The sequence below is a fragment of the Streptomyces sp. CoH27 genome, from assembly GCF_020181035.1.
Classification (GTDB): Bacteria; Actinomycetota; Actinomycetes; order Streptomycetales; family Streptomycetaceae; genus Streptomyces; species Streptomyces camelliae.
Window position 1 is genome coordinate 80,042 of record NZ_JAIQYY010000019.1, and the last position, 17,423, is coordinate 97,464.

Sequence of the window (17,423 nt, forward strand, 5' to 3'; positions counted from 1 at the left end):
GCTGAGGACCGGGCGGACGCCCCCATCGGACAGGCGTGCGGCCGTCACTCCGTGCGCAGGACCCGCGCGATGGTCTGCCGTGCCGCCGCCCGCGCCGGAATCACCGCGCCCACCGCGGCGATCGCCACCCCGGCCAGCACCAGCAGGGTCATCAACCCGGGGTGCCACACGTCCAGCATGCGGCCAGGCAAGGTGAGTTGGGCGGCGTGCTCGGTCATCGGAATCACCACACGGTACGCCGCGACTCCGAGCGGCAGCCCCAGGATCCCGCCGACCAGCCCGAGCCCGGCCATGGACACCACCATCATCACGGTGACCTGCCGTGGCGTCATGCCGATCGACTTCAGCATCCCGAGGTCGCGCCGGCGCTCCCGGGCGCTCAGGACGACGGTGTTGAACACGCCCATCGCGGCGACCGTCGTCAGCATCAGGGTCAGCACGGACGCGGAGCTGATCACGGTCACGGCCCCGGCGTTCACCGATGTCTTCTCGGTCGGGTGGAGCCCGGGATCGGCGGCCCGCACGGCTTTCATATAGGCGCCGACATCGGCACCGGGGGTGAGCCGCACCCAGTACTGGTCGGCCTGCGCGTCCGGCGCCAGGGCGGTCATCGTCGCCCAGTCCGCGCGCATCCAGTCCGCCGGTCCCGACATGACCTCCCCGACCAGCGTCACCCGCTCCTGCCGGCCGGCCGCGCTCAGCGTGAACGAGTCGCCGAGCCGCAGACCCTGCTTGGCCAGAAACCTGCCGGAGGCCACGACCTCGCCGGGCCCCCGCATCCAGCGGCCTCTGGCCAGGTCGTCCTGGCCGGTCGAACGCCCGCCGCGCAGCCCCATGATGGTCACGTCCTCGCTCTGCCCGAGCATCCGCACGTTCGCGAAGCCCACGCCGGCCACGTCCGCCGCGTGTGGCAAGGAGCGCAGCAGCGTCTGCGCCGCGACGTCACCGTGGTGCGGGACGGTCTCGTCGAACCTGGCCTGCCCCCGCCACACGATGGACTGCACGTTGCCGACGCCCTCGACCGCATCGCCGTAGGAGACCATGGTGGCCGACAGGCCGGTGGCGAAGGTCACCGTCGCCACCCCCAGCAGGACCGAGGCGACGGTGAGCAGCGCCCGTCCGGGCCGGGCGAAGGGCATGCCCAGGCCCAGGGTCACCGGGCGCGGCAGCCGCACCCCGGCCAGCCACCGCTGCACCGCCGGCCCTCGTCCGGCACGGGGTGCGCTGCCCGCGCTGATGGCGCGCGCCGCGGAGAGACCGTGGGCGCGCAGCGCCGGGACGAGTGCGGCAAGCACCACCACCAGCGGCATGCCGAGCGCCGTGGTCGCGTACACCCAGGAGCTGATCGCCGGTACGACGTTCACCGCGCCGAGGCTTGCGCCCTGGAAGACCTGGTGCAGCAGCGGCCGTGCCACGACCGCGCCCAGGGCCGTGCCGATCACGGCGCCCGCCGTGGCGGGTACGCAGACCATCACCAGGTAGACGGCGACGACCTGGTTGGGCGTGAATCCCAGGGACTTGAGCACTCCGATGTGCCGGAAGCCGGAGACGACCGCGCCGCTCACCACATTGCCCACGATCAGGACCGCCACCAGCAGGCCGAGAATGCCGAAGGCCATGAGGAACGGCACGAAGGCGTTGGGCTCGGCCGCGACCTGGGCCTTCAGTGTCAGGTACGACTGCTGGGCGACCAGCGATCCGGACGGCAGACCGGCGGTCACCGTGTCGGTGTCCGCGGTGATCTGGCGGGCAGTCGCCGCCCGGTCGAACCGGTACAGCATCTGGTACGTCGTGGGGTGCAGGGCCGTGATCTGCTGGGGGGAGACCCATGCCTGCGCGGTGCTGCTCACGCCGGCCGCGAGCCCCACCACGGTCAGCGGCCGCTGCCCGGGCAGGTGGATCCGCTTGCCGAGCGGCGAGTGCGGCCCGTTACGCAGCCCGGGCGCGTCGGGCAGCGCCAGCACGAGCTGGCCGGGGCCGGTGGCCCAGTGCCCGGCGAACAGGTCCAGCCGGTCGACCGGGCCACCGGGATCCGCCCGCCCCACCACCATCAGGGGGCCGGGCCCCATTCCGGGCATCTCGGATGCCGCGTCCTCCGGCATCTCGACCACGGCTTCCGGGAACGGCCCGGCCGCGGCCCGTACGCCCGGCCGGTGCGCGGAGCGTGCCACCTCCGCCTCGGAGACCTTCGCCGCGTCGAAGGTGACGACGACGTGCGCGCCGTGTGCCTGGCCGAAGAGCCGGTCGAAGGGCTCGGACACGACGTCCAGCAGGCCGAGGGCGACCACGAGAGCCATGCTGGAGGCGAGAACCACCACCCCGATCACAGTGGTCTGGAGCCGTCGGCGGCGCACGGCCGCGCGAGAGGCCCGCCACACCGCGCTCATGCCGTCCGCTCCAGGGTCCGCTCGCCGGTGATCCGGCCGTCGGCCATCGTCACCAGCCGGCTGGCGCACCTCGTGGCCAGCCGCTGATCGTGGGTCACCAGCAGCAGGGTCTGCCCCAGTTCGTTGAGATCGATGAGCAGGTCCATCACCTGCTCGCCGGCATGGCTGTCCAGAGCGCCGGTCGGCTCGTCCGCGAGCAGGAGCGCGGGCCGGTTCATCAACGCGCGGGCCACGGCCACCCGCTGGCGCTCGCCGCCGCTCAGTGCGGCGGGGTAGACGTTCCCGCGGTCGGCGATGCCGAGTTCGTCCAGCAGCTCCAGCGCCCGGCGCCGGGCCTGACGGGCGGGTGTTCCGGTGAGCTGGGCGGCCAGGGCGACGTTGTCGAGCGCGGGCAGGTCGTCGATGAGGTTGAAGAACTGGAAGATCATGCCGATCCGGCGGCGCCGGAACAGCGCCAGCCCGGTCTCGTCGATCCGCCCCACATCCTCGCCGTGTACGTGCACGGAGCCGCCGCTCGGCCGGTCCAGCCCGGCGATCATGTTGAGCAGGGTGGACTTGCCGCAGCCGGACGGCCCCATCACCGCCACCGCCTCCCCGGCGCCGATCTCCAGCGACACCCCGTTCAGGGCGACGGTGTCGCCGTACTCCTTGCACAGGCCGCGCACCCGGACGACTGCCTGCTCACGCCCGGCGTCCGCGCCGCTGATCTCCTCGGTGGTCATGACAGGGACGGTAGGCGGCCACGAACCGTCCCTTCATCACCCCCCGGAGGTAACCCACGGCGAGAATCATCCTGGCGATGTACGAGGGTGGCCCCGTGGACGGAGCCCCGCTCGGCGCGGAGGACACGGCGCGGCGGGTGCGGGCGCCGCGCGTTGTCACAGCGCCTAGGCCTCGGGCAGGGGTTGCACCGTCAGGTGGTAGTCCTCCAGGATCCGGCCGTCGTCGTCCAGGACGAGAAAGACCCGCGCCGCCCAGGCCACGTCACCTGCCTGCTCGCCGCAGGAGTGCACCAACTGGATCGTGAGGACGTCGACATGGTCATGGACGGCGACGTGTCCCTCGTGCGTCACCTCGTACTGGCCGGAGGCCACGAAGAGCGTGTGCGCCTGCGTCACCCGGTCCACGAGCGCCTCGCGGCCCCGGAACTGAGCGCCCTCGACGAACTCGACACCCTGAACTGGCCACAACTCGGCCACCGCGCGGGCTCGTGCCGCGGCGTCCGCCTCGTTCCAGACGGCGAGGTAGCGCTCCACGATCAGATCCACGTCCAGGGCGGTGGCGGCGGTGTCGGTCTGCGACATCGTGTATCAACTCCCGTATTGCGTCGGCTTGCGGCCGCGTTCCGGCCGTGGGCATCACCTTTCGGGAGTCCGTGGCGGGAGAGTCAAGGGAGGTCGCCCCGCCGGACTCTCCCCCTACGGGAGGGCGCACAATCGGGTCCGTGTCGAGTCACCTGTCCATCGGCGACTTCTCGCGCGCCACCCATATGACCGTCAAGACGCTGCGCCATTACCACGAGATCGGACTGCTGGAACCGGCCGACGTCGATCCGCAGACCGGGTACCGGCGGTACGCGGCCGACCAGATCCCGACGGCACAGGTGGTGCGCCGCTTCCGTGACCTCGGGATGCCGCTCGACGACATCAGGGCCGTGCTGACCGCGCCCGACGTGGAGTCCCGCAACCGGCAGATCACCGCGCACCTGAGCCGCCTGGAGGAGCAACTCGGCCGCACCCGGCGTGCCGTCACCGCACTGCGCGACCTGCTGGCGCCGCCACCGGGCGTCGCGGCCGCCGCGATCGGGCTGCGCAGCGTCCCGGCCGTGCAGGCCGCCGGCGTGACCGAAACCGTCGACGCCGGGGACTGCGCGGCCTGGTGCCAGGGAGCGCTGGGCGAGCTGTGCGCGACGGTGGCCGGGCAGGGGCTTCGGGAGACCGGCCACCCCGGTGGCGTGTTCGCGGACGAGTTGTTCACCAGCCATCGCGGGCAGGCGACCGTCTTCGTACCCTGCACCGGCCCGGTCCGGCCCGTCGGCCGGGTCAGGCCGCACATGGTCCCGGCCATGGAACTCGCCGTGATCGAGCACTGCGGCCCGCCGTCCGAGGTCGACCGCGCATACGGCACGCTGGCCGCCTACGTGGCGCGCCACGCGCTGGCCGTCAGCGGGCCGATCCGCGAGTACTACCTCGTCGGCCGCCGCGAGACCGCGGACAGCGGGCGGTGGCGGACCGAGGTCTGCTGGCCTGTGTTCCGAACCGGTACGACGCCGTCCACCACCCCGGCCGGCTAGCACCGCGCCTCGCCCGCGTGCTCCGCCTCCGTGGGAGGCCGTCATACCGTCGGTGTCCGGGAATCACCGGACCGGGCACGGACATTGATCAAGCCATGACCCAAAACCCAGCACCCCGCGCACTGTCCGACGCAGCCCTCTCCGACCTGCTCGGCAAGCAGCAGTTCGGCACGCTCGCCAGCATCAAGCGCAGCGGGCACCCCCATCTGACCACCATGCTGTACCACTGGAACCCCGCCGCCCGCATCGTCCGGTTCTCCACGACGGCCGACCGCGTCAAGGTCAAGCACCTGCGGCACAACCCGCGGGCCGCGCTGCATGTGCAGGGTGGCGACGTGTGGTCCTTCGCCGTCGCCGAGGGCGAGACCGAGATCTCCGGGATCACGACGGTGCCCGGCGACGCGGTCGGGCGTGAACTGCTCGGCATGATCCCGGAGGCGGCGAAGCCGGAGGACGAGGACGCGTTCCTGGAGCAGCTGGTGGCCGAACGGCGCGTGGTCATCCGGTTGAAGGTGGACCGGCTGTACGGCACGGCACTCGACATCGACGGCTGAGACAAGGGCTGGGCCGGCTCCCGAGAGGCAACGACCCGTGCACTCCGCGCGGTTCACACCTTGCCGGCTCGGCTACCCGGAGGCGACCCCAGACGGACGAACCTCCCGCACGACCGCCGTGCCGGCCACCGACCGGTCCTCATGCAGGGCGATCACCTGGCCGGGCCGCAGGCGACGCCAGCGGGCGGGGTCGAGAGGAGCGAGTCGTACGGTGGCCTGCCCGCCGGGCTCCAAGGAGTGCGGGTACTCCACCCAGAGGCGGGCGATGACGAGGGCCGGTTCGCCCGTCGGGGCACGGTGTCCGATGTCCCACATCGGGCGCAGCACCCCGGCACCGGAGAGGGGCGTGCGCCGTCGGCCTTCGGTGGCCGGGCGGAGCGTGAGGTCGGCGCGGATGACACCGTTACGGGTTTCGGAGCAGCGCCAACGGCACCAGGCCGCGCTCCTCTCCAGCCGCAGCTGCTCGGCCACGCCGGCCAGCGTCTCCCAGAGGGCGGGCGGCTGTGGGCGTAGGCCGCCGAGTTCCTCCAGCAGTCCGAGAGCCACGTCCCACTCGTCCCGGACGAGGTACTCCCAGACGTCGTGCACCGTGACATCGTCCTCGGTGGCGATCTCCTCGGGCACGAGCAGACACGCCGCCTCCAGCAGCCCGGCGACATCCTTCACGCGTCAAGCCCTCCTCGCTTCACCAACTCGTCGGCGATGACGTTCCGTTGGATCTCATACGGCCCCTCGCCGAGAGTCCGAGAGTAACGGGCCCCGCCTCGCCGGCCGCTAGCCTGCTCCGCATGTCCGACGACATCACACACGCACCTCGCGACGACAGGCCCGACGAGTCCCGGCGGGAGCGGCTGCGCCGGACGTTCGACGAGGACGCGGAGCTGTACGACCGGGCCAGGCCCGGATATCCGCCGGAACTGTACGACGATCTTGCGGAACTCGCGGGGGCGGTTCCCGGCAGCCGGGTGCTGGAGGTGGGCTGCGGGACCGGCCAGGCGACCGTGCCGCTGGCCGGGCGAGGCTGCCGGATCACCGCCGTCGAGGCGGGGCCGGGCATGGCCGCGGTCGCCCGCCGGAATCTGGCCGGGGCCGCGGAGGTGGGGGTGGTGACGGCGGAGTTCGAGAGCTGGCCGCTGCCTCAGGAGCCGTTCGACGTGGTGGTCTCGGCGTCGGCGTTCCACTGGATCGACCCGGCGGTCCGCATGGCCAGGGCGGCGGACGCGCTGCGTCCCGGTGGAGCGCTCGCAGTGGTGCGCGGCCAGCATGTGGCGGGCGGTACCGAGGAGTTCTTCGTCGAGGTCCAGCGCTGCTACGAACGGTTCGACCCGAACACGCCACCCGGGCTGCGGCTTCCCACGGCCGCCGAGGTCGGCAACTCGGACCATGCGGAGGAGGTGGCCCGCAGCGGCCGGTTCGGCACCACGGTGTTCCGCCGCTACGAGTGGGACCTCACGTACACCACGGCCGAGTACCTGGATCTGCTGCGCACCTTTTCCGGCCACCGAGCCCTGCCGGAGGCTGCCAGGAACGGACTGCTGGACTGCATCGCGGCCCTGCTCGACGGGCGGTACGGCGGCCGGGTGACCAGGCGCTCCCTCATCGAACTGGGCGTGTCGCGCCGGCGATGATCAGCGCCACGGGGACGGAGAAGCCGACCCGGCAAGGCGCTGACCGTCCAGGCCCGCGCGACCCCGCGCTCACCGTCAACTCGTGCCGACGGGGGCGGACTCGGGCGCGGCTGGGGGAACATCGCGCATATGGCGGAGCGGGGAGAAGAAGACGAACCAGCCGGCCGCCCAGGAACCGATGAACGCCAGCCAGAGTGCGGGCCGGACTCCGATCAGGGTGCCAAGTACCCCGCCGAGGACACCGCCGAGCGGCAATGTGCCCCACACGACCCAGCGGACGGCCGCGTTCATCCGGCCCATCAGCTCCGGCGGTGTCACCGCTTGCCGGTAGCTGACCTGGGCGATGTTGTAGACCATGCCGGCGAAGTACGCGATGCCCCAGCCCAGCGGGAACAGCAGCACTCCCCAGCCCTGCCAGGCGGCCGCCGCGATCACCTGCGGCGCACTGAAGACCAGCATCGACACCCAGATGATCCGCGCCGAGCCGACCTTGTCGGCGAGCCGGCCGGCGAAGGCTCCCCCGGCGATCCCGCCGATGGCCGCGCCCGCCGTGATCAGCCCGGTCAGCGCGGGGCTCACGTGCAGCACCCGGATGAGGAAGACCATCGCCAGCGCCGAACTCATGCCGCTGAACAGGTTCGCGGTGCCCGTGCAGGCCACGACCCTGCGCAGAATGCTGTGCCCGAAGACGAACTTCAGCCCTTCGGCGATCCGGCGCCGCAGCGTCTCGTCCGCCGGCCGCGCCGGCGGCGGCTCCTCCCGGGTCCTGATCCCGAGGATCGACAGGGCCGAGACCGCGTAGGAGACCGCGTCGGCCGTCATCGCGCCCGCGGCGCCGAACAACCCGACCAGCCCGCCGCCCAGACTCGGTCCCCCGAGCTGCGCGAACGCCTGGGTGGTCCCGAGCTTGCCGTTGGCGCTCATCAGGTGCTCGGCGCGGACGAGTGACGGCACATAACTCTGGTACGAGACGTCGAAGAACACCGAGCACACACCCGCCGCCAGCGCGACCACGTACAGCTGCGCCATCGTCAGGACGCCGAACGCCGCCGCCACCGGAACCGAGCCGACGATCACCAGACGGAGAACGTTGCAGACCATCATGATGGAACGCTTGGCGGCGCCGTCCACCAGCGCACCCGCCGGCAACGCGATCAACGCGAAGGCCAGCGTCGTGGCCGCGGTCAGCAATCCGACCTGGAAGGTGCTCGCCCTGAGCGCGACGACCGCGAGCAGCGGTAAAGCGACCTCGGTGACCGCCGATCCCATCTCACTGACCGTCTGGCCACTCCACAGCAGCATGAAATCCCGCTGGCGCCATAGGCTCGGACCATCGGTCTCCGACCCGGCAGCCCGCACATCCTTCGCTGTTTCCGTCACAGCACCAACTCCGCTCTCAGATCCTCGGCCTGGACCATCTCGCTGATCACCAACACGCCGACATGGTGCGCCCGGTTCTCGCCGAGACGGTGTGGAGCTGGTCGAGGACGGCTTCCACAGAGGGAAGCCGTCAAGGTCCGCCGGGGCGTTCCCGTCGTACGAGGGCCTTCGGGACCTGTCCCGCGTTCTGATCAGCACCCGGAGCGCCTTCACCCGCCCCAACCCGGCGGCACCCGGTCTGCCGCGGTTCGACGAACTCATGACCGCCTACGCCAAGCGACTGTCCCGGGACCTGCGCGAGCCCGCGCGGACGCAGCCCCACGTCACGGTCGAGGACATCGCCGCGACGCACGCCATGCTCCGGGAACGGCCGGAGGAAGTGGCAGCGCAGATCCTCGGGTTCACGGCGTCGGTCGGGGGCCGCGGCGAGCGATGACAGGTGCGCCTGCACCACACCGTCGGCCCACGATGCCCGGATGCAGCCGCACTTCACCGGCACCGCACTGATCATTAACGTCAACCTCTGTCAGGAGACCTGACCAAGTCTGCCCGAAGGACTGCCCTTCCGGTTCTTCCCCTCCGCCGGGGCACGGCCGAGACTCCCGGTGAGGATCCTGCCACCGGCCTCCAGCGAAGGGGCACCATGCGCAAGCACGAGCAATCGGGCACCACCACGGACAGGGCGCCGGTCCGGCCGGCCGCCGTCGGCTCTCGCTCGACGGTGCCCGCACCGGTCCGGACCGGACGGCTGCCCCCGGCCGCGGCACGGGCGCTGCAGCGCTCCGTGGGGAACGCGGTGGTGGCCCGGCTGCTGTCCGAGCCGGAGCAGGAGCAGCGCACCGACGACGCACCCGGGGCCGGGGTGCACGACGTACTGCGCTCCCCGGGCCGGCCCCTGGATTCCGGTGTCCGCACCGAGATGGAGAGCCGCTTCGGCGGCGCGGACTTCGGTGACGTCCGCGTGCACGCGGACGCCGCCGCCCAGCGTTCGGCGAGCGAGATCGGCGCCCGCGCGTACACCTCCGGCCATCACATCGTCATCGGTGCGAACGGCGGGGACAAGCACACCCTCGCGCATGAGCTCACCCATGTCGTCCAGCAGCGCTCCGGCCCTGTCTCCGGCACCGACACCGGTCAGGGCCTGCGGCTGAGCGATCCCTCCGACCGCTTCGAGCGGGAGGCCGAGGCCACGGCGCACCGCGTCATGTCAGGCTGCACCCCCTCCCCCGCCCTCCAGCGCGCCGGGGACACCGGCGGCGGCGGACGGGCCGCCGTCCAGCGTTACGTCGAGATCGAACCCGGCGCCGACAACTACCCCACCAAGCACCGGCGCGCGTCCATCGGCTCGACCAAGAGCGCCGAGAGCGACGACCACTTCTTTCCCAGTCAGCAGGAAGCGGACGGCAGTTACTTCTCCGACACGCAGTCGAGGACGGCCAACATCGTCTTCAACGGCAGTGTCCGGCTGCGTCTGTCGGACGGCTTCGATCTGGCGATCGAGCAGGGACCGGGAGAGTCCAAGGTCTTCTTCGCCACCCAAGCGCACATCGACCGGGCGAACGAGGCGCTCGCCGGCCGCGTACGGCTCCACCGGGGCACCCGCTATCTGCGCGTGCAGGGCGAGTCGGGGGAGCTGCGGCTGTACCAGGTCAAGCCGGTCGTGGAGACCAAGAAGGCCGGTGTGGCCGGGAAGCTGGGCATGACGAGGAAGGCGACCGGGCTGTCGATCCTGACTCCGCAACGCTGCAACGAGATGGCGGAGTTCGTCACCGGCAGGAAGGGTCTGTCCGCGCAGGGCATCGGCGCCTGGGAGAACTTCCTGGCCCGGGTCCTCGACATCGTGGAGGACAGCGGCAGCGAGCGTCTCGACGGCGTCAAGGAGGCCTTCCAGAAGGGCGTCGACGGCGACCAGCAGGCCTACCTGGCCTACTCCCAGCGGATGAGCCGTACCTTCCAGAACCTGAAGGCGGCCGGCTCGCCCCAACTGGAGGATGCGCTCAGGCAGTTGGGGCTGAACGAGTTCCTGCCGCCCCCGCCTCCGGGTTCCGCCCTGGTGACGGTCGGCTACGGTGACGCGCAGCAGGAGGCGGGCCGCGACCGGGACAACACCTTCGAGTACCACTTCGGTGCCACTGTGGCGACGAGCGGCAACGACTACGTCACCATGGAGAACTACGCCCGGCGCGACCCGGGCGTCGGCAACGCCACCGCGTCCGGCGGCGACCCCCTGTTCTTCTTCAAGATGTACGGCACCAGGCCGGATTCGGGCGACACCTGGCACGGTGTCCAGGTGGGCACCGGAGGGTTCATCGGGGCGGTCCTGTCCATCACGATCGAGGGCTGAGCACGGCTTCCCGGGTGGTGAGTGCGAGGTCGTGATCGGGCGTCAGGCAGAGCTGGACGGTGAGCCGGCCTTCAGGCGTCGAGCGGTGGGCCGCCGGGAACGCGGTGATGTCCCTGCGGTCCGCGAGGTCGCCGGTCAGCATGCCCAGGCGGAGTTCGGGACCGCCGTACGCGCTCAGGCGCAGGTCCCACCGTGCCGCTGTGCCGGGGTGGTGTTCGGCGGCGGTCGTGAGCGGGATGACGATGTGGAAGTCGCCGTACGGGTCGACGTGGCAGGGGGCGTCGAAGGCCCGGTCCTGGTGTCCCTGGAGCCGGGCCCGGAAGCGGTAGTGGTGGGCGCGGGCGATGCGCCCGTGGAGCGAGCCGGTCAGCTCGATCGCCGTGTCGCCGACGGCGACCGACGTCACCTCAGCGTGGGCCGGCCGGCGCCAGGTGCGCAGGGCCAGGGCGCCGTCCCGCGCCGGGTAGGGGATCCAAGGGGTGCAGCCCGCGTCGGACGGGCGGCGCGCGGCGGGGTCCAGCAGCCGGGCCGTCTCGACCGGGCCCGCGAGGACCGGTCGGGACCTGCTTCCGTTCACGTGCTGGACGTACACGTCCCAGTGTCCTTCGGCGAGCGACCAGGAAGCCTTGTCCAGTACCGCCCGCAGGCCCCGCCCGTCGCCCTCCGTCCGCTGTTCGAGCCGCAGTCGGACGGCGTCGCCCGCCGCTGCGTCCCGGGGGCGCAGCACGAGGTTCCAGGTGTCGGGTGTGAGGGCGGGCCGGTCGGCGTGGAAGGCGATCGAGCCGTCGGCCAATACCCGGCAGCCGACCTCGACCGGGGATCCGAGTCCGGCCAGGCCGACGCGTTCCAGCGCCCGGCGCCACGGCGGAAGGCCGGCGCGGGCGGCCGGGCGGCCTCCGCGCGGCAGCGAGCCCCGGCTCCGGCTGCCGAGTTCCGGCCTGAGGTCGGTGAAGAGGGCCTGGTACTGCGCGGCGATGTGCCGGGGGCGGAAGCATACGGCCGTCCGGCGGGCCGCGGCGGCCATACGGCGGCGCTCGGCGTCGTTCTCGATCAGCCGGCACAGCGCGTCGGCGAGCGCGTCCTCGACGGCTCCCTCCGCCGGAACGAGCAGGCCGTCCTCGCCGTGCGTGACGATCTCGCGGGGGGCGTGGCCGCAGTCGGTGCTCACCACGGGCACCCCGCAGCCCATGGCCTCCACGAGGGGCAGGCCGGAGGGCTCGGCGCCGCTCGGCACGACGGCGATGGCGCCCTTGGCCCACTCCGGGTCCATGGGCGTGCGCGGCCCCATCAGCAGGACGTGGTCGTGCAGACCGAGTTCGTGGATACGGCGGCGCAGGCGGCCGCGCTCGGGGCCGCGGCCGTAGATGCGCAGTGTCCAGTCCGGGTGCACCGCCACGACCTTGGCGAAGGCGTCGACGAGCCGGTCGTACCGCTCGGGCGCCGTCAGCCGCCCCGCCGTCACCACGGTTCGCGACTGCCCGGACGAGGGTTCCGTGCGGGGCGCGGGGCTGCACGCGGGGATGCTCGTGAGGCGGGTGGGTGCGGAATGCAGGGCCCGGCGGTGGGCGCGCGCGTCCGCCGCGGACACGCTCACATAGGCGTCGAGGAGGGACACGGCCCTGTCCAGGTCGTCCCGGAGCGCCTCCGGGTGCAGATCGCGGCCGGCGTGCTCCTGGCCGATGCGCAGCTGGTCCGGGCGGCCGTGCTCGGCCAGGAAGCAGGTCAGGTACGGCCGTGTCGCGATCACCACGTCGGCGTCGGTGTCCTGGAGGAAGCGCGCGAGCCGTTCCTCGCCGAGTGCGCTGGGCGGCGTCGGGCCGTGGTGCACCGTGTCGTGGGGGCACACGGTGTCGCGGGCCCGCTGGCCGGCGATGCGACCCGGGTGGTGCCGGGAGGCCGGCCGCAGGTCCACCAGTGTGCGCACCTTCACGCCCGGCGCCGGTGTCAGGCGCATCCGGTCGGCGGTGCGATGGCAGGAGACGATCTCCACGTCGTGCCGGTCGGCGAGGGCGCCGGCGAGGTTGGCCGTGGCGCGGACCGTGCCGTCGGTGCCGTAGGCGTCGTAGAGCAGGAAAGTGATCTTCATCGGGTCTCTTCGGGTCCGCTCAGCCGAACAGTCCGGCGAGCGCCGAGGCGGCGCGGTGGGCGAGGGCGGCGTACACGTCCGGACGGAGGACGGCCAGGACCGCGGCCGACGCCATGACGATCAGCAGGGCGGCCTCCCTGCCGCCGCCGAGCTGTCCTTTCACCGGGCGTCCGTTTCCGTGTTGTGCGTCATGCTGTCCAGCCTCGGACCGGGCCTTGCGCGCGGGACATCCGCCGGCCGGCCGGAGCACCCCCGCCGGCCGGCGGGAGGCGACCCCCCACCTGACTGGATCACTCGTCCGGGCAACCGTGCCGGTGGCCGGCCCCTCTTAAGGTCGTAGGCGACAGACGCAGAACGGACAAGAGCGGGACGCGATGCACGTGATCCGGGTAGTGGTGGTGGACGACGAGGCGCTCGTCCGCTCCGGTTTCCAGCTCATCCTGAACGCCGCCGACGGCATCGAGGTGGTCGCCACGGTGGGCGGCGCCGAGGCCGTGGCCCGCGTCCGCGAGGAGCGTCCGGACGTCGTCCTGCTGGACATCCGCATGCCGGACGTGGACGGGCTCACCGTGCTGCGTGAGGTGCGTACGCTGCCGGACGCGCCCGTCGTGGCGATGCTGACGACGTTCGACACCGACGAGTATGTGCTGGCGGCGTTGCGCCACGGGGCGGCCGGCTTCCTGCTCAAGGACACCGAGCCGGAACAGCTGGCCCAGATGGTGCGCACGCTCGCCGCCGGCGGCATCGTCATGTCCCCCAAGGCGTCCCGGACCCTGCTGCTCAGCCACCCCGGCGCGGAGGCGGCGGACGCCGAGGAGACGGCCCGCGTGGAGCGGCTGACGGCACGGGAACGCGATGTGCTCATGCTCGTCACGGAAGGGCTGTCGAACACCGACATCGGAACGCGCCTCCATCTCAGCGCCGGCACCGTGAAGGACCACGTCAGCGCGATCTTCGCCAAGCTTCGGGTGACCAGCCGCATACAGGCCGCGCTCCTCGCACAGCGGGCCCGGCTCCTGGACGAGCGGAACCGGCCGAGGACCGGCCGGTGAGCGGCCGGCGGGCGGACACCCCGGATCCCTCGGCCGACACGGGGCGAGCCGGGCCGGCCGAGGGCCCGCCGGCGAGCAGGCGGCGAGCGGGCTGGGCGCGGGTGCCGGCGCATGTGCCGGCACCCGCGCTCGATGGCGGGCATGCCGGGCCGGCCGAGCGCTCCCTGACCAACGGGTGGCGAGTGGGCTGGGCGCGTGTGGTCGGTGCCGGGCCGGCCGAAGGCCCGTCGGCGAGAGACCGGCGGGTGGGCTGGCCACGGGTGCCGGCGCCCTTGGTCGACGGCGGGCTTGTCGCCGTGGCGGCCGGAGACGCATGGCTCGCGGTGTCGGACACCTCCTTGCTGGGGGTGGCGCTCGCCGCGGTGGCCTGTGCGGCGCTCGCGCTGCGCCGCTTTCTGCCGCTCACCGTCGTCCTGCTCACGCTGCCGGCCACCGTGGTCGCGGACCTCGTCTTCGCCCCTCTCGCGGCCCTGTTCGCCCTGGCCGAACGGTCCCGTGACCGCCGTCTGCCGGCAGGGTGCGCCGTGCTGATGGCGGCCGCCTCCGCCGCGCCCTGGCCATGGCACGACCCCGACTCACGCGACCGTACATGGACGCTGATCCAGTTCGTCTACACCCTGGCCGGCACCGCCGCCCCCGTGCTGCTCGGCCAACTGGTGCAGGCGCGGCGGGACTTGTCGCAGCGGCTGGCCGAGATCGAGGAGGCGAGGGAGCACGAGCGGGCGCTGCACGCCCAGGCCGTGCTCGCCCGTGAACGCGCCCAGCTGGCCCGTGAGATGCACGACGTCGTCTCGCACCAGGTCAGCCTGATCGCCGTCCAGGCCGGCGCCCTTCAGGTCGCCGCCAAGGACACGGACTCCCGGGAGGCCGCGCGGACCATCCGTTCGCTGAGCGTCTCCACGCTGGACGAACTGCGGAACATGGTCGCCCTGCTGCGCGCCTCCGGCGGCCGCGCCACCGAGCTGACCCCGCAGCCCACGCTGGCCGACGTACGACGGCTGGTCGCCACGAGCGGTATCGACGCGGAGCTGACCGGCCGGCTGCCCGACACGGTCAGCACTCCCGCCCAGCGGGCGATCTACCGCACGGTGCAGGAGGCGCTGACGAACGTGCGCAAGCACGCTCCGGGAGCCGGTGCGACGGTGGAGCTGTGGCGGGACGGCGACCATGTCGGCGTCACGGTCACCAACAGCCGCCCCACCCGTCCTTCCCTGCCCCTGCCCGGCTCGCAACAGGGCCTGGTCGGCCTCAGGGAGCGCGCCGAGATCCTGCACGGCACGTTCGCCTCCGGCGTGACCTCCGACGGGGGCTACGAGGTCAGCCTGCGGATCCCTGCTCAGCCGGAGTGACCTGGCAGACCGGGGCACCGCGGCTCAGCTCAGGGGCAGTCGCATCAGTGTCAGGTCGAGCCAGCGGCCGAACTTGGTGCCGACCTCCGGCAGCGTGCCGGCGTGCTGGAAACCGAAGCGTTCGTGCAAGCGGATCGAGGGCGTGTTCCCGGCTTCGATGCCGGCGATCATGACGTGGTGGCCGGCCTCGCGGGCGGCGGCGATGAGGGCGGTCAGCAGTGCGGAGCCGATGCCGAGTCCGTGCCGGTCCTCGCGGACGTAGACCGAGTTCTCCACCGTGTGCCGGTATCCGTCCAGCTCCCGCCAGGGGCCGTAGACCGCGAGCCCGGCCACCTCGCCGCCGGCCTCGGCGACGAACGCCGAACCGCGCTCCAGATGGGCGGCCAGCCAGGCGACGCCCTGGGCTGCGGTCTGCGGGGTCCGGGTCCACAGGGCCGTCGAGTGCTCGACGGCGTGGTTGCGGATCGCGCGGATCGCCTCCACGTCCTCGGCCCGGGCGGGGCGCACGCTCACAGCCGCCGGGTTCCTTGCGTATATTGCAGTCATGTCCAACATAGTAGATCCCCTGGTGGAGCGGATCGCGGCACGTGTCCGCACCGAGCGGGAACGCCGCCGCTGGACCCTGGCCCAGTTGGCCGACGCCTCCGGTGTGTCCCAGGCGATGATCAGCCGGATCGAGCGGGCGGAGAGCAGCCCCACCGCCGTCGTCCTGGGCAAGCTGTCCGCGGCCTTCCAGCTCAGTGTCGCCTCCTTGCTCGCCCTCGCCGAAGGAGCGCCGGACGACACCCAGGGGGCGTCGGGCGTGCGCCGGCCGGCGGACACGGCCGAGTGGCGCGACCCCGCGACCGGTTACCGGCGCCGCCAGATCACCGGGCCGCGCTTCCCCGCCGAGATCGCCGAGATCCATCTGCCGGCCGGCGCCCGAGTGCCGTATCCGGCCGCCGCGTTCGCCTTCGTACGACAGGTCGTCTGGGTCCTCGACGGCCGCCTGACCTTCCATGACGGCGACACGGTCCATGAACTGGGCGCGGGCGACACCATCGAGCTGGGCGAGCCCGCCGAGCGCGTGTTCGCCAACACCACGGGCAGCGAGTGCCGTTACGCCGTCATCCTCACCCGCGGCACCACCCCGTGACCCGCCCGCTCCCCCGCGGCGGCACGCTTCTGCTCGCCTCCATAGCCGGGACGGCGATCGCCAACAACTACACCATCCAGCCCGAACTCACCGCGGTCGCCGCCGACTTGGGCATGCCGCTCGCCGTGATCGGACTCGTGCCGACCGCGGCGCTCACCGGCTGCATGGCCGGCTTCGCCCTCCTGCTGCCCCTCACCGACCACCTCGCCCCCAACCGCCTGGTCGGCGCGCAGCTCACCGCGCTGGCCGCCACCCTCGCCCTCGCCGCGGCTGCACCCGGCGCGGGCGTGCTCCTGGCCGCGTATCTCCTCATCGGCGCGACCGCCAGTGTCGCGGCCCAGGCGAGCACTATCGCCGGTCGCCATGCCCCGACAGGGCGTCGGGGAACGGGAGTCGCCACGGTGGCCGCCGGCATGTCGGCCGGCATCCTGCTCGGTCGGCTCGCGGGCGGAGCGCTCACCAGTGTCCTCGGCTGGCGGGGCATGCTCCTCGTGTTCGCCGCCCTGGCCCTGCTCGGCGCGATCGCCGCCGCCACGCTCCTGCCCCGGCAGCGCCCGCACTCCGACCGCGGGTACCGGCCGGCTCCGGCCTCACTCCCGCCGCTGCTGCGCCAGTTCCCGGAGCTGCGCCGCGCGGTGGCCATGGGCGGGCTGTGGTACTTCGCCTTCAATCTGATCTGGGTCGCCCTCGCCTTCGCCCTCGCTCAGCCGCCCCACTCCCTCAGCCCGGGTGCCATCGGCCTGTACAGCCTCGCCGGGCTCCTCGGCTTCGCGGCGCTCCCGCTCACCGGACGCCTCGCCGACCGGTACGCCCCGGCGACGGTGCGCACCGCCTGCGTACTGGCCGCCGCAGCCGGCACCGCGCTGCTCGCGACCGGCCTCGACAGCCCGCCCGTGACCGCATTCGGGCTCGCCGTCTTCGACGCCGGTTGCTTCGCCGCCCAGGCCGTCAACCAGAGCCGGATCATCGCCCTCGCCCCCGCACGTTCCGGCAGCCTCAGCGGCGTCTACCTCGTGCTGTACTTCACCAGCGGCGCCGTCGGCACCGCCGTGACCGCACCACTGCTCAACACCCTCGGCTGGCAGGGCATCGGCCTCACCGCGACCACCGCACTGCTCCTCGCGGCCGCCCTCGGCAGCCGGTCGCCGGCCGGCCGCTGACGACGTCGGCACGGGCGGAGCAGAGCGCGGTCGCAGCTGGGCCTGCTCGCGTCCC

General features: G+C 72.6%; 17 protein-coding genes. 9 read left to right on the forward strand and 8 right to left on the reverse strand.

Going from position 1 to position 17,423, the window contains the following annotated elements:
- Positions 1 to 44 precede the first annotated feature (44 nt).
- The 3 genes from LE548_RS29775 to LE548_RS29785 all read right to left on the reverse strand — a co-directional run bounded on the left by LE548_RS29775 (position 45) and on the right by LE548_RS29785 (position 3,691).
- Positions 45 to 2,387 (reverse strand): ABC transporter permease, encoded by a 2,343-nt coding sequence (locus tag LE548_RS29775; RefSeq protein WP_225100054.1) that lies wholly within the window; start codon positions 2,385 to 2,387, stop codon positions 45 to 47.
- Positions 2,384 to 3,109: an ABC transporter ATP-binding protein gene (locus tag LE548_RS29780; RefSeq protein WP_225100055.1), complete on the reverse strand. Its 726-nt coding sequence runs from the start codon at positions 3,107 to 3,109 to the stop codon at positions 2,384 to 2,386. The genes LE548_RS29775 and LE548_RS29780 overlap by 4 nt, the downstream gene beginning before the upstream one ends.
- Positions 3,110 to 3,274: 165 nt before the next feature.
- On the reverse strand, positions 3,275 to 3,691 hold the full coding sequence (locus tag LE548_RS29785; protein ID WP_225100056.1) for a hypothetical protein: 417 nt from the start codon (positions 3,689 to 3,691) through the stop codon (positions 3,275 to 3,277).
- A 140-nt stretch (positions 3,692 to 3,831) separates the two neighbouring features.
- On the opposite strand from LE548_RS29785, the gene LE548_RS29790 reads away from it, so the two are divergent.
- Together LE548_RS29790 and LE548_RS29795 are read left to right on the forward strand one after the other, a co-directional pair.
- Positions 3,832 to 4,680, forward strand: coding sequence for a MerR family transcriptional regulator (locus LE548_RS29790; protein ID WP_225100057.1), 849 nt, complete (start codon positions 3,832 to 3,834; stop codon positions 4,678 to 4,680).
- A 95-nt stretch (positions 4,681 to 4,775) separates the two neighbouring features.
- Positions 4,776 to 5,234 (forward strand): TIGR03618 family F420-dependent PPOX class oxidoreductase, encoded by a 459-nt coding sequence (locus tag LE548_RS29795; RefSeq protein ID WP_225100058.1) that lies wholly within the window; start codon positions 4,776 to 4,778, stop codon positions 5,232 to 5,234.
- A 72-nt stretch (positions 5,235 to 5,306) separates the two neighbouring features.
- Here LE548_RS29795 and LE548_RS29800 read toward each other — a convergent pair whose 3' ends face one another.
- The gene (locus LE548_RS29800; protein ID WP_225100059.1) at positions 5,307 to 5,900 is read right to left on the reverse strand and encodes a hypothetical protein; all 594 of its coding nucleotides are present in this window, start codon (positions 5,898 to 5,900) and stop codon (positions 5,307 to 5,309) included.
- Positions 5,901 to 6,022: 122 nt separating this feature from the next.
- On the opposite strand from LE548_RS29800, the gene LE548_RS29805 reads away from it, so the two are divergent.
- Entirely contained in the window at positions 6,023 to 6,862 is an 840-nt protein-coding gene (locus LE548_RS29805) for a class I SAM-dependent methyltransferase (RefSeq protein WP_225100060.1), read from the forward strand.
- Positions 6,863 to 6,937: 75 nt separating this feature from the next.
- On the opposite strand, the gene LE548_RS29810 is transcribed toward LE548_RS29805, so the two are convergent.
- Complete coding sequence (locus tag LE548_RS29810) at positions 6,938 to 8,242, reverse strand: MFS transporter (protein ID WP_308030756.1); 1,305 nt, start codon at positions 8,240 to 8,242, stop codon at positions 6,938 to 6,940.
- Between the two features lie 91 nt (positions 8,243 to 8,333).
- On the opposite strand from LE548_RS29810, the gene LE548_RS29815 reads away from it, so the two are divergent.
- Positions 8,334 to 8,678, forward strand: a complete 345-nt coding sequence (locus LE548_RS29815) for a hypothetical protein (RefSeq protein ID WP_225100062.1) — start codon at positions 8,334 to 8,336, stop codon at positions 8,676 to 8,678.
- 207 nt (positions 8,679 to 8,885) lie between these two features.
- Positions 8,886 to 10,586: a DUF4157 domain-containing protein gene (locus tag LE548_RS29820; protein ID WP_225100063.1), complete on the forward strand. Its 1,701-nt coding sequence runs from the start codon at positions 8,886 to 8,888 to the stop codon at positions 10,584 to 10,586.
- Here the strand turns inward: LE548_RS29820 and LE548_RS29825 are convergent.
- Together LE548_RS29825 and LE548_RS29830 are read right to left on the reverse strand one after the other, a co-directional pair.
- Positions 10,570 to 12,672 carry a glycosyltransferase gene (locus tag LE548_RS29825; RefSeq protein WP_225100064.1) on the reverse strand — a complete coding sequence of 701 codons (2,103 nt, stop codon included), beginning with the start codon at positions 12,670 to 12,672 and terminating at the stop codon, positions 10,570 to 10,572. The two genes, LE548_RS29820 and LE548_RS29825, sit on opposite strands and share 17 nt — an antisense overlap.
- A gap of 19 nt (positions 12,673 to 12,691) precedes the next feature.
- On the reverse strand, positions 12,692 to 12,835 hold the full coding sequence (locus tag LE548_RS29830; RefSeq protein ID WP_225100065.1) for a hypothetical protein: 144 nt from the start codon (positions 12,833 to 12,835) through the stop codon (positions 12,692 to 12,694).
- 211 nt (positions 12,836 to 13,046) lie between these two features.
- On the opposite strand from LE548_RS29830, the gene LE548_RS29835 reads away from it, so the two are divergent.
- Together LE548_RS29835 and LE548_RS29840 are read left to right on the forward strand one after the other, a co-directional pair.
- On the forward strand, positions 13,047 to 13,724 hold the full coding sequence (locus LE548_RS29835; protein WP_225100066.1) for a response regulator transcription factor: 678 nt from the start codon (positions 13,047 to 13,049) through the stop codon (positions 13,722 to 13,724).
- A gap of 260 nt (positions 13,725 to 13,984) precedes the next feature.
- Complete coding sequence (locus tag LE548_RS29840; RefSeq protein WP_225100189.1) at positions 13,985 to 15,073, forward strand: histidine kinase; 1,089 nt, start codon at positions 13,985 to 13,987, stop codon at positions 15,071 to 15,073.
- Positions 15,074 to 15,097: 24 nt separating this feature from the next.
- Here the strand turns inward: LE548_RS29840 and LE548_RS29845 are convergent, their stop codons facing one another.
- Positions 15,098 to 15,619 carry a GNAT family N-acetyltransferase gene (locus LE548_RS29845; RefSeq protein ID WP_225100067.1) on the reverse strand — a complete coding sequence of 174 codons (522 nt, stop codon included), beginning with the start codon at positions 15,617 to 15,619 and terminating at the stop codon, positions 15,098 to 15,100.
- On the opposite strand from LE548_RS29845, the gene LE548_RS29850 reads away from it, so the two are divergent.
- On the forward strand, positions 15,618 to 16,208 hold the full coding sequence (locus LE548_RS29850) for an XRE family transcriptional regulator (RefSeq protein WP_225100068.1): 591 nt from the start codon (positions 15,618 to 15,620) through the stop codon (positions 16,206 to 16,208). The genes LE548_RS29845 and LE548_RS29850 overlap by 2 nt on opposite strands.
- Entirely contained in the window at positions 16,205 to 17,368 is a 1,164-nt protein-coding gene (locus LE548_RS29855; RefSeq protein ID WP_225100069.1) for an MFS transporter, read from the forward strand. The genes LE548_RS29850 and LE548_RS29855 overlap by 4 nt, the downstream gene beginning before the upstream one ends.
- Positions 17,369 to 17,423 lie beyond the last annotated feature (55 nt).